The 14447-nt window shown below is 37.0% G+C and carries 15 protein-coding genes; 9 read left to right on the top strand and 6 right to left on the bottom strand.

Going from position 1 to position 14447, the window contains the following annotated elements; translation table 11 throughout:
• The first annotated feature begins 205 nt into the window (after positions 1-205).
• Both EFT72_RS11615 and EFT72_RS11610 read left to right on the top strand, forming a co-directional pair.
• Positions 206-607: a transposase gene (locus tag EFT72_RS11615; RefSeq protein WP_243110000.1), complete on the top strand. Its 402-nt coding sequence runs from the start codon at positions 206-208 to the stop codon at positions 605-607.
• A gap of 328 nt (positions 608-935) precedes the next feature.
• A complete protein-coding gene (locus EFT72_RS11610) occupies positions 936-1130 on the top strand; it encodes a hypothetical protein (protein WP_124067083.1) in 195 nt (64 codons plus the stop codon).
• A 95-nt stretch (positions 1131-1225) separates the two neighbouring features.
• Here the strand turns inward: EFT72_RS11610 and EFT72_RS11605 are convergent, their stop codons facing one another.
• From EFT72_RS11605 to EFT72_RS11580, 6 genes are all read right to left on the bottom strand, one after another.
• A complete protein-coding gene (locus EFT72_RS11605; protein ID WP_124067082.1) occupies positions 1226-1474 on the bottom strand; it encodes a hypothetical protein in 249 nt (82 codons plus the stop codon).
• 53 nt (positions 1475-1527) lie between these two features.
• Positions 1528-3096, bottom strand: coding sequence for a hypothetical protein (locus EFT72_RS11600; protein WP_124067081.1), 1569 nt, complete (start codon positions 3094-3096; stop codon positions 1528-1530).
• Positions 3083-3802, bottom strand: coding sequence for an ABC transporter ATP-binding protein (locus EFT72_RS11595; protein WP_124067080.1), 720 nt, complete (start codon positions 3800-3802; stop codon positions 3083-3085). Before EFT72_RS11595 ends, EFT72_RS11600 begins: the two co-directional genes overlap by 14 nt.
• Positions 3803-3897: 95 nt before the next feature.
• The gene (locus tag EFT72_RS11590; RefSeq protein ID WP_124067079.1) at positions 3898-4041 is read right to left on the bottom strand and encodes an aureocin A53 family class IId bacteriocin; all 144 of its coding nucleotides are present in this window, start codon (positions 4039-4041) and stop codon (positions 3898-3900) included.
• Positions 4042-4106: 65 nt separating this feature from the next.
• Entirely contained in the window at positions 4107-4910 is an 804-nt protein-coding gene (locus tag EFT72_RS11585; RefSeq protein ID WP_124067078.1) for an SUMF1/EgtB/PvdO family nonheme iron enzyme, read from the bottom strand.
• A 153-nt stretch (positions 4911-5063) separates the two neighbouring features.
• On the bottom strand, positions 5064-5675 hold the full coding sequence (locus EFT72_RS11580) for a glycoside hydrolase family 11 protein (protein ID WP_347561878.1): 612 nt from the start codon (positions 5673-5675) through the stop codon (positions 5064-5066).
• Positions 5676-6313: 638 nt separating this feature from the next.
• Between EFT72_RS11580 and EFT72_RS11575 the strand changes: the two genes are divergently transcribed.
• From EFT72_RS11575 to prmC, 7 genes are all read left to right on the top strand, one after another.
• Positions 6314-6997 carry a polysaccharide deacetylase family protein gene (locus tag EFT72_RS11575; protein WP_124067076.1) on the top strand — a complete coding sequence of 228 codons (684 nt, stop codon included), beginning with the start codon at positions 6314-6316 and terminating at the stop codon, positions 6995-6997.
• 72 nt (positions 6998-7069) lie between these two features.
• Positions 7070-8863: a YCF48-related protein gene (locus EFT72_RS11570; protein ID WP_124067075.1), complete on the top strand. Its 1794-nt coding sequence runs from the start codon at positions 7070-7072 to the stop codon at positions 8861-8863.
• 190 nt (positions 8864-9053) lie between these two features.
• Positions 9054-10373: a replication-associated recombination protein A gene (locus EFT72_RS11565; RefSeq protein WP_124067074.1), complete on the top strand. Its 1320-nt coding sequence runs from the start codon at positions 9054-9056 to the stop codon at positions 10371-10373.
• Positions 10374-10536: 163 nt separating this feature from the next.
• Positions 10537-12108 carry a transcription termination factor Rho gene (gene rho / locus EFT72_RS11560; RefSeq protein WP_124067073.1) on the top strand — a complete coding sequence of 524 codons (1572 nt, stop codon included), beginning with the start codon at positions 10537-10539 and terminating at the stop codon, positions 12106-12108.
• Positions 12109-12242: 134 nt separating this feature from the next.
• Positions 12243-12452, top strand: a complete 210-nt coding sequence (gene rpmE / locus EFT72_RS11555) for a 50S ribosomal protein L31 (protein WP_124067072.1) — start codon at positions 12243-12245, stop codon at positions 12450-12452.
• A 183-nt stretch (positions 12453-12635) separates the two neighbouring features.
• The gene (locus tag EFT72_RS11550) at positions 12636-13580 is read left to right on the top strand and encodes a DUF1385 domain-containing protein (RefSeq protein WP_124067071.1); all 945 of its coding nucleotides are present in this window, start codon (positions 12636-12638) and stop codon (positions 13578-13580) included.
• Positions 13577-14443: a peptide chain release factor N(5)-glutamine methyltransferase gene (gene prmC / locus EFT72_RS11545; RefSeq protein WP_124067070.1), complete on the top strand. Its 867-nt coding sequence runs from the start codon at positions 13577-13579 to the stop codon at positions 14441-14443. Before EFT72_RS11550 ends, prmC begins: the two co-directional genes overlap by 4 nt.
• Positions 14444-14447 lie beyond the last annotated feature (4 nt).

Below are 14447 nucleotides of genomic sequence, written 5' to 3'. Positions count from 1 at the left end.
CAGGGAACCGTCAGACATGGTAATTAAGAAATAGTAACTTCTGATTAAGGGTGAAGCCTTATTCAGTTACAGAATAAAAAGATGTTAGTAAGATATAAGCCTCATTGGCTATATCATTATTATACAAGGAGGGAGAGTATTGTAGAAAAGAGAAAATCTGCTTTATGTGGGGATTGACCTGCATAAGGAAACTCACACCGCAGTGATGGTGAACTGTTGGAATGAAAAGCTAGAGGTAGTTGTGATAGAAAACATGCCCAGTGAATTTAAAAAGCTGGCAGAAAAGGTAAACAGAAAATCTAATCATCTTGGGCTTGAACCCATTTACGGATTGGAGAATGCATACGGCTACGGCAGAAGTTTAGCTGTCTGGCTGATTGACAAAGGTTACATTGTAAAAGACATTAATCCAGCTCTGGCTTATGATCAGAGAAAAAGTGCACCCATGCTCCGTAAGAATGATGAGCATGATGCGTATTGTGTGGCAACGGTACTCATAAACCAGTTACATGCTCTGCCAGATGCAAAACCAAAAGATAATGAATGGACGCTGGCACAGCTGGTGAATCGGAGAGATTTACTGGTAGAAAGATGGTATCCGTTTTAAGAACGGACTCCATGAGCAGATATCCATGGCATATCCCAGTTATAGTAAGTTCTTCAGCGAGATAGACGGGAAATGTGCCATGTATTTCTGGAAGACCTACCCATCCCCTCCTCATTTGCAGGGAAAGACAGCAGAAGACCTAACAGCCGAACTCAAGGAAATACCTTTCGCGAATATCAGGAATCCAGAGATTTTATCACAATATGTCTGGTTAGACTTGGAACATTAATGGCCATATTGTCATGATTATGTTAAAATTTAAGAAATGGATAGTATCCGAATTTTCTACACTCAATGATTCTAAAAAAGTACAAGAAAGAGAGAAAAAATGTTAGATTTTATTATGTGGATTGCAATGATTGTGGTAGGAGCAAAGTTGCTAATAACACCAGCGGATCAATTACTACAGATGTTTCCCAAAATGCCATCGACAACGGCAGCTAAGATTATTGGAGGAATCCTTATAGTAGTTGGAATCGTTATTGTAATACTAAGGATTCTTGCATGGAAGGGAAAAATTTAAGAAAAGCTATCTATATTGGAAAACGTGAAAATAGGGCGGTCATTTAAGACTGCCCTATATAAAAATCTAATGAATCATATTTTGATTTTATAGTATTAATTATCATTTTTTTTGCTTTTAATTCTGTTTTCTACATATTCTTCCATTAAAATAAACTCAATTAGAAGAAAAGGAAACATAGTACTAAAAGTATAACTATTTTCTTTAAAGACACAGTACCATATCCCAATACCCGCAACAATGATAGGGATTAAAAGACCCAAAAACTTATTATTTTTTTTACTTAGAATTTTTTGTATCGCTAATAAAGCCAAACCTATTATAACTGCTATAATAATCCTCATAATTATCTCGTATGATTTATAATCATACTTATCCTTTCCTTTTATCATTTATTTCATAATAATTTTCTTAAAGCTTTTCCCCCTAACTTTGGAATTAAATACATACTAATCTTTAAAAATATAATCGTCAATACGCAGAGAATAATAATAAATAAACTCTCTTTTCCATTGAGGAGAAATGCAAATAAATAGACTGGGGTAGTACAAAATGATACGATATAAGATTTCAAACTAATATTAAGTTTCTTACCATAAGGTTGAACTAAATAATACGCCATAGTATAATAGATCGAATAATAGGCCATCGAAATAAAAATTGTAAGTATTAATGATAGTAATTTAATAATATTAATTTCTTGGAAAACCAAAAAACAAAACGTAATTGGTAATATAAATAGTATGCCAATCAATAAGTTATCTTTTAGGGTTCTCTTTAATCGATATAAGGCATTACTCTTAAGAATATCTGGTTTTAAATAACTATAAAACTGAGTCATGCTTTTATCACATTTTTCATATATATGCCGATACATTTGATCTGTACTGCATAATAAAGATACTTCAATTATTATGAGCGGTAAATATATTTCTATTTGTAATGCGTTATTTAGATGCTGAATCCAATAAATACAATCAACTATTGATACAATAAAAGCTATTATTGCTCGAATTAAAACAACATTAAAAAAGTAGGATTTGTATCTCTGAAAAAAAATCTCATTAAGATAATCCGTTTTTTTATAACCGTCTATGGCTTTAATTTCAGTGTCTTCATCTAATTCGTCAACAAATCCACTTTTCTTCTCTTCGTTCATTTCATTTGATATAATCTTAGAGATAAGTTTGTTTTCATTAAAATTATTGATAAAACGATATGAATTAAAACTTTTATTAACATAAATCATGTAATAAGCACAAGCAGAAATAATACAAAGGCATAAGACTATAATGATTGGTTCTGCAATTAATTCAATTGGTATGCATTTTATATGTGTAAGAAGAGGTAAGTAACCGATTGCGCCTATCGCTATAATAATTATATCATAAATTTTCATTTCATTTAGGAAAATATTATAATGTTCAAAGCAGATCAAATATAAGCATTCTGCGAAAAAACTAGTTGCAATATTTAATAGAATAATTATTAAAATTAAAAAACGGTTTATATCATAGAAATTAAATATTATAATTAACGATATTCCTAAAGAAATAAAATGTATCAAATATTTATAAAACATATTTATTAAAATATAAGGTTTCATATTTATTTTTAAAAAATTTACGCTGAAATATTTTTCAAACTTCATATCGAAAATATAACTTTTATGGAACGACCCAAATAAAATATTTAGGAAAAATATATTATGTATAATATAAACATCTTTATCATTAACTTGAAAAAAAATAATAGGAATAATGACAAATAAAATAAAATAAATAATTTTTTTAAATATTTCTTTTAGCATTTCATAAATAATAGATTTTACAAACTTAGCATTTGTATAATTTTTAATGTTTTTTTTGCGTATATTACGTAAAAATGGGATTTTTTCGAAAAAGTGTGCACGTTTATTTTTTTTTACACAATATTGTATTTCTTTATTAAGTTTAATATAATTCATCTGAACTTCCTTTATTAAAAAGTCTGACAACCTCGTTTTCTAAGTCCTCATCCGTACCTTTTTCCCAGTTTACAGGTTGTAAATTTCCATCTTTCAATAATATGATTTCGTCACCCAAATCATTTGCTAAGGACATAATATGAGTAGAAAACAGTATAATATGATTGTTTTTCATCTTTTTTATAATTTTTTTAATATGAGCAGAAGAAATAATATCTAACGATACAAGAGGTTCATCCATTAGAATTATTTTTGGCTTATTTATAACATATCCTAAAATTTGTAGTTTACATTTCATACCGAGAGAATAATTTTTAATTATTTTTTTCCCATCTTCTTTGGATAAGTCCACACGAGCTAATTGTTCCCATATGTCATTTTCATTCATTTTTTCGTTTGAAATAACTTCAGACATAAATTTAACAAATTCATATCCTGTAATAAAATCAGGTAGAGAAGGAGTCGCAGATATATAACCAATATCTTCATATGATATTTTGTTCTTTACCCCTTCATTGTTTGTCAAATAAATCTGTCCAGAATCAAAGAATCCTTCATGAGCAATTCCACTAAAAAGAGTTGTTTTTCCACTTCCGTTCTTTCCTAGTATTGTATATATTTTTCCATGTTCAAAATTATAGCTTATATTATTTAACACTATATTTTGTCCATAACTCTTTTGGATTCCATCAATCAATAGCTCCATAATTCTCCCTTTGTACAAGATTAAGACTTATAATTACTTTTTAATAGCTAGGACGACTAAGTTAATAAGTTACATACTCAAAAAATTAGTTAAATTTAGATATGATCAAGAATATATGCAATGGCTGCTTGAATGCCTACTTCTTTTAAAATCTTAATAATAGTTTTTCTATGTTTGATTGCATAACGAACTGCTTTGAAACCATATTTTGCTATTGCTCTAAGTAATTTTCCCCACATAATTTAATCTCCTTTAATTATAACGTCCCAGCAATTAAAAAGCAATTATAAATTTTAATCTTTCATTATTTATTCCGACATATACGTAATCCTTGATCCGAACCAGTTCCGTTGGCTTCATACTTACCATGGTAAGAAACCTCGCAGCTGGTAGCATCTCCGATCCATCCGCCCCCTTTCCAGACCCGAAATTGCCCACTTGGAATTTTATCATCCTCATACCAGTCATAACACCATTCCCGGACATTTCCGGACATATTATATAAACCCAATTCGTTTGGTTTCTTTGACCCCACTGGATGGGTTTGACTTTTATTGGTTTCAATGGAAGACCAGTTCCAATCACCAGATAAAAATTCCTTGCCTGCATTTCTCCAGTACCATAAAACTTCCTCTTTCTCGTTACTGCCACTGTATGTATAATGTTTGCTCTTTAATCCCCCGCTTGCAGCATATACCCATTCAGCTTCCGTTGGCAGGCGGTAACCATTCCCCTCATCATTTACCGTGACCACCCATTTAATATCATCATAAACACTTTGATTTTCCAAATCCTTATTCTTTTTATCTATCTTATAATATGGTGTAAGCCCTTCCTTTTCACTCCTTTTGTTGCAATAGTCTACACAGTCATACCAACTCACCATTTCAACCGGCAGATCCTCCCCTTTAAAGCCAGATGGGTTACTTCCAATCACCTCAGCCCACTCTTTTTGAGTTACCTCATATTTTCCGATATAAAAATCAGGAACAGAGACTTCGGCAGAATCCTTGCCTTCCACCAATACAAAATTATTCGTTTCATTCTTGGAGCATCCGCAAAAAAGTAAAGCTGCTGTCATCAAAATCAGGATCAGTTTTTTTCTCATTGCCAAGTTCCTTTCTGTATCTTATTTGTTTGTATAAAATAAAAACGTACAAACAATTATGTCTTTGTAATTTTATATTTGAAATATTTAAATAGTATATAGGTAAGTATAATTTACATTAGTTAATGCACCCCTATAGGTGTATGAGTCATTTTACCAAACAGTTACATTTGCATAGCCGCTGCTTTGATATCCTTCTACGCAAAAGGCCTGATAAGACCATGAGTTCCCCAGATTCATACCTTTACTTCTCCATGCATTTGCATGATTGCTAAAAGTAACTTTAGCATTACTTCCGGTTGGCTTTTTTGACTGTCTGACACTCCAGAATTGCTGGAAGGTCTGATTTCCGTCAATGGAAGGAGCATTGTAACGCATGGTTGTGTAGATGTCGTAGTTGGCTCCATCACTGTATACGGTACCCTTATAGTTTCCAGTTGGTCGATATGATCCCCAACTATCAACCACATAGTATTCAATCAGTGAATTCCTTGTCCAACCATACATTGTCAGATAGCTGTTGCCAGATGGTGAGAATGCACCAGCGTTGTAGTTTACGACTCTGTTAGAACTACCTCTCGTCCATCCTTTTCCTACAACAAAGTTGCCACAGTTTGTCCAGTTGACGCTGAAATTTCCTCCGGAACCGTTAACTGTTTGGACTGAGCCACCTCCATCGTTATAATTCTGCCAATAATCCGTAGCAGCATGGGAAGTACTTCCAAACATACCAGCAAAACACATTGCCAGAGAAAAAATTAACATGGAGACCTTCTTGCTTAATCGTTTCATGATAAACCCCTCCTACTTCTTTATCCTGATCGATATACTTACCTACATACTATATAAATATTGCTTTTTCATCACCTCCGTTTTTGTTCCGTTTGTATAAAAACGGAATGATATTTTCAAATGTTTCTGTAATTGTTTTCAAGTAAATCTTTATGGGCTAAAAATGATAGTAGAATAGATAAGTAAGGGTTTCGAGTAGTTTGATTTGTTGACACAAGATGTCTTTCTAATAACCATAATATCAGTGCAAAGTACATTTGTAAATAACATAACATTAAAAAAAATAAATTTAGTTAATGTAACTAATTAATTCGATGAAAATAGAAATAATATAACTTAATTTTGTATATATTGTAGAGAAAAATACGACAATCCTGAGAATGAGAAAACTATAACATATTACTGTTTAATTGACATATTAAAATAATTAAAAAAAACTTGCTCATATAAAAAGGTGGTGTTAGAATAGAAATGTAAGAAATTACTAAAATATATTGGTAATGTTACATATCAAAAAACTTTGGGGAAAGATTTTGATTCGTAGCTGCATATCACCATAAGATAAACTCTAAGGTGGGGGTAACGTTATTCAATTAGAAGGGGGGGATTGAATGAAACGGAAAGTTACTATGTTATCAGCTTTAATTTTAAGTCTAACGCTTGCATCTGCTGGAATTTCAACTGCAAATGCACAGGAAGTATCACATGCGGAACAGAATCAGGTGGCAAATGTGAACACAGCCGCTTATAGGGGCAACGTTTATCTTACTTTTGATGATGGACCCAATAATGCAACTTCCAATACTTTGGTGAATAACTTGAAGAAAGCAGGTTGCTATCAGGCTACCTTCTTTGTGTGGGGAAGCAAAATCCAAAGCAATCAATGGGCTTGGAATGTTTACTTAAACTCAGGGTATAGCCTGCAAAATCATAGTTGGTCTCATGCTTATATGAACAACTGGAGTTATCAGCAGGTATATAATGATTTACAAAAGTGCAACCAGGCGATTCAGAATGCAGGAAAACCAAGACCTACTAAAGTTCGTTTGCCTTATCTTTACAGCAATCAGACCATTCGGCAGGCGTGTTCTGCATTAAGACTGTCAATTGTGACACCAACGGTTTATACCAATGATTGGAATGGCGCTAGTACCAATGCTATTATTAGTTCCTGTAATAATTTGCGGTCCGGAGGGAATCCATTGATGCATGATTCCTATCAGAATACAGTATCCGCAATTCCAGCAATTGTGAATAACCTAAAGAATCAGGGGTTTGGATTCGCACAATATTAAACGAATCTATAACTGCGCTGCCCTTTTGGGGCAGCGTTTTTAATAAATCCATGAAGATATGGAGGAAATGATATGAAAAAGAAGTTCTATATTCTGTTCTTAGTGCCTTTCTTAATGTTTGCCTATTTTTTTTTCAGTCCTACAAAAATCCAAACTCAGAAATTTATACCAACGAATGGACCCTATGGTGGATTTGTCCATTGTCTTTTGACAGCAGACGGCAGTCAGCTTGCTGGAACCCAGGGGAGTGGGATCTATCGATCCACAGATGATGGCGTAAGTTGGAAAGAAGAAAATCAGGGTCTGACAAGTAAAAATGTTTACGCTCTGGCAGTCAGCGGATCCAAGATATTTGCAGGTACCAATGGAGGGATTTATGAATCATCAATAGAATCCATAAACTGGACTCCTATCAATTCAGAATTAACTAAAACGATTGTGTACCAGATTGAAGTAGACCAGAATATGGTTTATGCCGGAACAGACAGCGGTTTCATCTATTCTGAAGATCAGGGAACAAACTGGAGCAAGCCAAGCCAAGATTCCCCCCAGGGAAGCATTCAAGCAGTAATGGTTCGTGGGACCGATTTGTATGCGGGCACAGAGTATGGAGGGATTTATCAGTCTATGGATGGAGGAAAAAATTGGGTCCTAAAATTTAACTTTCCGACTGGAGAGCCGATTACATCCTTTGCCGTGGATGAATTGTTTGTTTATGCCAGTACTTATGGTGGTGGAGTCTATGCATCCAAAGACAATGGAAAACAATGGGAGTCTATGAAAGGGATGGACAGTCAAGGCGTCTATACCCTGCTATCCTCTCGTTCCAAACTCTATGCAGGAACGGATAAAGGAATCTTTCAATTCAATCGCAAAGAATCGGCATGGAACAGTATGAATACAGGACTCATGAATCCATGTGTTTATACCATGTCAGAAAAAGAAGGTCAGCTATTTGCAGGAACCAATGGTGGTGGAATCTACCAATCTGCAGATGGTGGGAATAGCTGGAAGGCAGTCAATGAAGGTTTGAACAATACCCATGTTAGTTCCTTTGCCAATCAGGGTACCCTTTTGTTTGCCGGTACCAATGGGGCTGGCGTATTTCTTTCTGAGGATCAAGGGAAGAGCTGGAGAACAGTAAATACTGGCTTATCAAATCCGCAGGTGCTCTCCCTTGCTGCGACGGATTCTATGTTGTTTGCAGGGACAGGGGGAGGAGGGGTGTTTTTCTCTTCCGATCAGGGGGAAAGCTGGAACCAGACATCAGGAGAATTAAAGAACCAAGTAGTGTACAGCCTTTATGCAAAAGGAACAGACTTGTTTGCAGGAACCTTTGGGAAAGGGATTTTTCGTTCCACAGATGGAGGACAACAGTTTCAAAGCATAAACAAAGGATTGACAAATCAAAACGTGGGGTCCTTAACTGGCAACCATTCGGATCTGTTTGCAGGAACGTTCGGTGGTGGAATCTTTCGATCTTCAGATAACGGGGAAAATTGGACACCAGTGAATGAGGGATTGAGCAATTTACAGATCTTTTCAATTGTCTCAAATGAATCACTTCTATATGCGGCAACTCCCGGAGATGGGGTGTTTTGTTCCAGTGATAACGGAACAATCTGGAAGCCAGTTAATTCAGGGTTATTAAATCCCAATGTAGATGCACTTGCTCTTAAAGGTTCCCAACTTCTTGCGGCGACGTATGGAGGAGGAGTCTTTCACTCGAAGAACAAAGGAAAGACTTGGAGGAGAGAGGAGAATGGGCTGGGGAATACAGATGTTTATTCCTTGTACATAAAAGATAAGGCTGTGTATGCAGGGACAAGCACAAATGGAGTATGGAAACGAAGCTTCAAACCCTGATAATAAATGTAGATAAAAACATCCATTTTTTGCGAAATGGTTGTTTTTCTATTCACGCAAGAATGCAGACAACAACGGTTCGCTTCTTGACAAATATGTAGATTCTGCCATAATAATAGGTAAGAATTAAAGTGAATGAGTTGGTATTCATTGTTATTGACTGAAATAATCAGGATATAGGAGAAGTATCATGGACTTGTTTGAATATATGAGAGAAAATACGATGGAAAAAGAATCACCTCTCGCATCAAGACTACGTCCCACGTCATTGGAAGAAGTGGTTGGCCAGCAGCATATCATAGGAAAAGATAAACTGCTTTATCGAGCAATCAAAGCGGATAAACTGGGATCTGTGATCTTTTATGGACCGCCAGGGACGGGGAAAACAACGCTGGCAAAAGTAATTGCCAATACCACCAGCGCCGATTTTAAACAACTAAACGCAACCGTGGCTGGAAAAAAAGATATGGAAGAAATCGTAAAAGAATCCAAAGATTCTTTGGGAATGTATGGAAAGAAAACCATATTATTTGTAGACGAAATACATCGGTTTAATAAAGGACAGCAAGACTATTTGCTTCCATTTGTAGAAGATGGTACCCTGATTCTTATTGGTGCGACCACAGAAAATCCGTATTTTGAAGTCAATGGAGCCTTACTTTCCAGATCCAGAGTATTTGAATTAAAGTCGTTGGAAAAAGAGGATATTAGTCAATTGGTGCATCGGGCAGTATATGATCGTGACAAAGGAATGGGATCCTATAATGCAATCATAGATCCAGAGGCAGAAGCATTTTTGGCAGATGCGGCCAACGGGGATGCAAGAGCGGCTCTCAATGCTGTGGAACTTGGGATTCTAACTACGGAACGGGATCCAGAGGATGGCCAGATACACATTGATATGGAAGTAGCACAAGAATGCATTCAGAAGAGAGCCATACGTTATGATAAATCAGGTGACAATCATTATGATACCATATCTGCATTTATTAAAAGTATGAGAGGTTCTGATCCGGATGCAGCTGTTTATTACTTGGCACGAATGCTATATGCAGGAGAAGACATTAAATTTATTGCAAGAAGAATTATGATTTGTGCATCTGAAGATGTGGGGAATGCAGATCCTCAAGCACTTGTCGTAGCAGTGGCAGCAGCCCAGGCAGCGGAACGGATCGGTCTGCCGGAAGCGAAGATCATCTTATCACAGGCGGTCACTTACGTAGCCTCAGCCCCGAAGAGCAATGCTTCTTATAATGCTGTGCTTGAAGCGTTGTCCGCAGTGCAGAATCAGACAACAATGCCAGTTCCGGTTCATTTAAGAGACGCTCATTATAAAGGTGCTTCAAAACTAGGGCATGGTCAGGGCTATTTATATGCCCATGATTACCCCAATCATTATGTGGAACAGCAATACCTTCCCGATGGATTGGAAGGGACTAGGTTTTATCGTCCAACGGAGAATGGATATGAGAAGAAAATTAATGAGCATTTTAGATTTCTCAAAAAATGACTTTTCTTTTTATATATTAAGGTATATAATAGGCGTATCGTACGACCTGATTTAACCTGATTTAGGCTGGGAATATATTCCGGCCATCTGCTGCGATATTCTATCGTGAATCATTCCCAAGATTGCGAAACAACTGTTATAAGGAATCATGAAGGAGACTAATATGCGTGAAAAATTACAGACACTGCCGTTAATTGAGTTAAAGGAGCTTGCAAAGGGCCAGGGGATCAAGGGCTATAGTTCCATGCGAAAAACTGAGATTATAGATATGCTTTGCAAAAATAAAGAAGATATTACATTAGATGTTTCGAAAGGGAATGCTTCACCAAAGAAGACAGAAGATGAGGAAAAGAACGTCAACAAACCTGAGACATCCCAGGCTGCAGAACAAGGGCAGGCGTTGGAAGCTCATGGCAGTCAGACGAACACCCAGAGAAAAACAGCGATCCGTACTCATCGTGAGACTCAGTCAAGGCAGCCGGTGTACCGTTCTACAGCTGGGAACGGGAATAACTCGGAGTCTGCAAAGAATGACAGCAGACATGAGAATGCAGTAGAAGTGCAAAAGAGTGATTTTCATCCAAGCCCAGAGCTTCAAGAACTGGACAGTGGAATTGATGCACACGGAATTTTAGAGGTCATGCCAGATGGATTCGGTTTTATCCGATGTGAGAATTACCTGCCCGGAGAGAATGATGTCTATGTTGCACCCTCCCAGATCCGCCGATTTAACATGAAGACAGGTGATATTATACATGGCAGCCGCAGAGTGAAGACTGCCACTGAAAAATTTGCAGCCTTGTTGTATGTAAAAAAGATCAATGGATATCCCACTTCTATGGGAGAACACCGCCCTAATTTTGAAAATATGACTCCCATATTTCCAAATAAAAGACTTCATATGGAGATGCCCGGACAGAATATAACCCCCATGAGAGTTCTTGATCTTCTTGCCCCGATTGGTAAAGGGCAACGAGGTATGATTGTTTCCCCTCCTAAGGCAGGAAAAACCACCTTATTAAAGCAAGTGGCAAAGGCGATTACAGTCAATCACCCAGAGATTCATCTTATGATTCTTCTGATTGATGAACGTCCAGAAGAGGTAACAGACATCAAAGAATCCATTGTAGGTGAAAATGTGGAGGTGCTTTACTCAACCTTTGACGAACTGCCTGAACGGCACAAACGAGTATCGGAGATGGTGATTGAACGAGCCAAACGTCTGGTAGAACATGGGAGAGATGTGGTGATTTTGTTAGACAGTATTACCCGTCTTGCAAGAGCATATAACTTAACAGTAGCTCCCAGTGGACGTACGTTATCCGGAGGTTTGGATCCAGCAGCACTTCATATGCCCAAACGTTTCTTCGGTGCCGCAAGAAACATGCGGGAAGGCGGAAGCCTAACCGTACTGGCTACCGCACTTGTGGAAACGGGAAGCCGTATGGATGACGTAATCTATGAAGAATTCAAGGGGACTGGTAACATGGAACTCGTACTGGATCGGAAACTGTCAGAGAAAAGAATTTTCCCTGCTATTGATATTTTAAAGTCAGGGACCAGAAGAGATGATCTTTTATTAACGAAAGAAGAGGCAGAGGTGGTAGATTTGGTCAGAAAAGCGACTAATACGCTGAAACCGGAAGATTCGGTAGAAAAAATAATAGATCTGTTTTCCAAAACAAAGACAAATCGGGAATTTGTAGAAATTTCCAAAAAAATGCGATTTTTCTAAGTTGTATCGTATATCATAGAAATAAATGCTTGCATTCGATTTTTTTCTATGATATACTATACAAGCTGTTTAGTAGACATTGTCGGTTCAAGGACCACGATTTAATAGAAAACAAAGTATGTGAGGTGAAAATCATGAAAGAAGGAATCCATCCTAGTTATTATCAGGCAAAAGTTGTATGCAACTGTGGGAATGAATTCGTAACTGGTTCTACAAAGGAAGACATCCACGTAGAAGTATGTTCTAATTGCCATTCATTCTATACCGGTCAGCAGAAAGCTGCTTCTGCTCGTGGACGTATTGATAAATTCAATCGTAAATATGGCGTTAAGGCTGAGGCTTAATTTCTTTTGTTATGCAGTTTTATGGCATACATGTAAGAAATCAGCCGTCCGGTTTATAGTAGTCAAATCGGACTTCCTTATTATATCAGGAGCAAAAAGAAGGTTGAGTTTGGTGGAAACACTTTAGCTCAACCTTTTTTGGATTTGAAGGAGCGTATACGATTGCGTGAGAAAGGTGGTTGCATGAAGTATTCAGGAATCGGTGGACAGGCCGTGATTGAAGGTGTTATGATGAAAAACGGAGACGAGTATGCCACAGCAGTTCGAAAACCGGATGGGGGCATCGAAGTAAAAAAAGACACTTATGTCAGTGCTGGAGAAAAAGTAAAACTTTTTTCTCTTCCCTTTCTAAGAGGAATCTTTAGCTTTGTAGATTCCATGATTCTTGGAATGAGAGCCCTCACCTTTTCAGCAAGTTTTTTTGAAGATGATGAGGAAGATTCTGAACCCTCAGGATTTGAAAAACTTCTGGATCGGTTATTTGGGGAGAAGATGGAGAAAGCACTGATGAGTATGGTTATGGTGTTTTCTGTAATTATGGGAATCTGCATTTTTATGCTGCTGCCCATGTTTTTGGCTAATATTTTTCATCACTTTATAAAATCTCAGACCATAATGGCAGTACTGGAAGGGGTATTAAGGATTGGTATTTTTATTGCTTATATCAAACTTGTTTCCCGCATGGAAGACATCAAACGTACCTTCATGTATCATGGTGCAGAACATAAATGCATCAATTGTTTGGAACATGGATTGGAACTGAATGTAGAGAATGTGAGAAACAGTTCCAAAGAACATAAAAGATGTGGAACTAGTTTCCTTCTGATTGTTATGATTATAAGTATATTGTTTTTTATGGTAATACGAGTGAAGACGCTGCCGTTGAGGATTGTTAGTCGTATTGTGCTGATACCGGTGATTGCTGGAGTATCCTATGAGTTCCTTCGTTTGGCTGGCAGAAACGATTCAAAACTAGTAGATATACTAAGCCGTCCCGGCATGTGGATGCAGGGACTGACAACGAGTGAACCAGATGATTCCATGATCGAAGTGGGGATTGCATCTGTAGAAGCTGTGTTTGACTGGAAGGCATTTTTAGATAAAAACTTTCCTGTAAAACCATCATGAACGGTACCTTAAAAAGCCTTTGGGATGAAGGCACTAATATCCTTCAAGAAGCAGGTGTAAAAGAGGCATCGTTGGACGCCAGATACCTGCTTCTTGAAGCATTTGATACGGATCTGACTCATTATTTACTGGAAAGTACCAGTCAGCTCTCCGACGATGAAGCGATATCTGCTTGCGTCTTTCGGTATTGGCAGATGATAAAAACCCGTTCTAAGCGAATTCCCCTTCAACAGATTATCGGGAAGACTGAATTTATGGGATTGGAATTTCATATCAATGAGTTTGTGTTGATTCCGAGGCAAGACACAGAGACTTTGGTAGAATTGATTCTAAAGGATTATAAGGGCAGGAAACCAGCCGTTCTTGACATGTGTACAGGAAGCGGCTGTATTGCCGTAAGTTTGGCGAAATTAGGTGGATTTGATACAGTTACAGCTGTGGATATTTCAAAAGAAGCGTTAAGGGTTGCCAAACAAAATGCAGATATAAATCTGGGAGAAGATAAGATCAATTTCATGGAGAGCGATTTGTTTTCTTCCCTTCATGAATTTAGTAAATTTGATTTGATTGTATCAAATCCGCCTTATATTCCTACAAGTGTGATAGAAGGACTAGAACCAGAAGTCAGGGATCATGAACCCAAAATCGCTCTTGATGGTGAGGAAGATGGACTTAAATTTTATAAGAAACTTGTGCTTGACAGCAAAACATATCTAAACCGGGGCGGATCGGTTTATTTTGAGATTGGATATGATCAAAAAGAAGCTGTCAGCCGTTTATTTAAAGATGCGGGATATCATAAGATCCGGGCAGTAAAAGATGCAGCTGGCCTTGATCGTGTGGTGTGTGCCGTTATGGAATAGTTTG

It is taken from the genome of Clostridium sp. E02 (genome assembly GCF_003833015.1).
Lineage (GTDB): Bacteria > Bacillota > Clostridia > Lachnospirales > Lachnospiraceae > Lacrimispora.
The sequence above is the reverse complement of the archived record's forward strand: the minus strand, read 5'-3'. Positions and strand labels throughout refer to the sequence as shown.

Excerpts from the sequence above, each read along its gene's own strand:
- rho (WP_124067073.1), top strand. The coding sequence starts at position 10,537 with ATGCGTGAAAAATTACAGACACTGCCGTTAATTGAGTTAAAGGAGCTT.
- EFT72_RS11550 (WP_124067071.1), top strand. The coding sequence starts at position 12,636 with ATGAAGTATTCAGGAATCGGTGGACAGGCCGTGATTGAAGGTGTTATG.
- EFT72_RS11580 (WP_347561878.1), bottom strand. The coding sequence starts at position 5,675 with ATGTTAATTTTTTCTCTGGCAATGTGTTTTGCTGGTATGTTTGGAAGT.
- EFT72_RS11595 (WP_124067080.1), bottom strand. The coding sequence starts at position 3,802 with ATGGAGCTATTGATTGATGGAATCCAAAAGAGTTATGGACAAAATATA.
- prmC (WP_124067070.1), top strand. The coding sequence starts at position 13,577 with ATGAACGGTACCTTAAAAAGCCTTTGGGATGAAGGCACTAATATCCTT.
- EFT72_RS11585 (WP_124067078.1), bottom strand. The coding sequence starts at position 4,910 with ATGAGAAAAAAACTGATCCTGATTTTGATGACAGCAGCTTTACTTTTT.
- EFT72_RS11570 (WP_124067075.1), top strand. The coding sequence starts at position 7,070 with ATGAAAAAGAAGTTCTATATTCTGTTCTTAGTGCCTTTCTTAATGTTT.
- EFT72_RS11590 (WP_124067079.1), bottom strand. The coding sequence starts at position 4,041 with ATGTGGGGAAAATTACTTAGAGCAATAGCAAAATATGGTTTCAAAGCA.
- EFT72_RS11565 (WP_124067074.1), top strand. The coding sequence starts at position 9,054 with ATGGACTTGTTTGAATATATGAGAGAAAATACGATGGAAAAAGAATCA.
- EFT72_RS11600 (WP_124067081.1), bottom strand. The coding sequence starts at position 3,096 with ATGAATTATATTAAACTTAATAAAGAAATACAATATTGTGTAAAAAAA.
- EFT72_RS11605 (WP_124067082.1), bottom strand. The coding sequence starts at position 1,474 with ATGAGGATTATTATAGCAGTTATAATAGGTTTGGCTTTATTAGCGATA.
- EFT72_RS11615 (WP_243110000.1), top strand. The coding sequence starts at position 206 with ATGGTGAACTGTTGGAATGAAAAGCTAGAGGTAGTTGTGATAGAAAAC.
- EFT72_RS11575 (WP_124067076.1), top strand. The coding sequence starts at position 6,314 with ATGAAACGGAAAGTTACTATGTTATCAGCTTTAATTTTAAGTCTAACG.
- rpmE (WP_124067072.1), top strand. The coding sequence starts at position 12,243 with ATGAAAGAAGGAATCCATCCTAGTTATTATCAGGCAAAAGTTGTATGC.
- EFT72_RS11610 (WP_124067083.1), top strand. The coding sequence starts at position 936 with ATGTTAGATTTTATTATGTGGATTGCAATGATTGTGGTAGGAGCAAAG.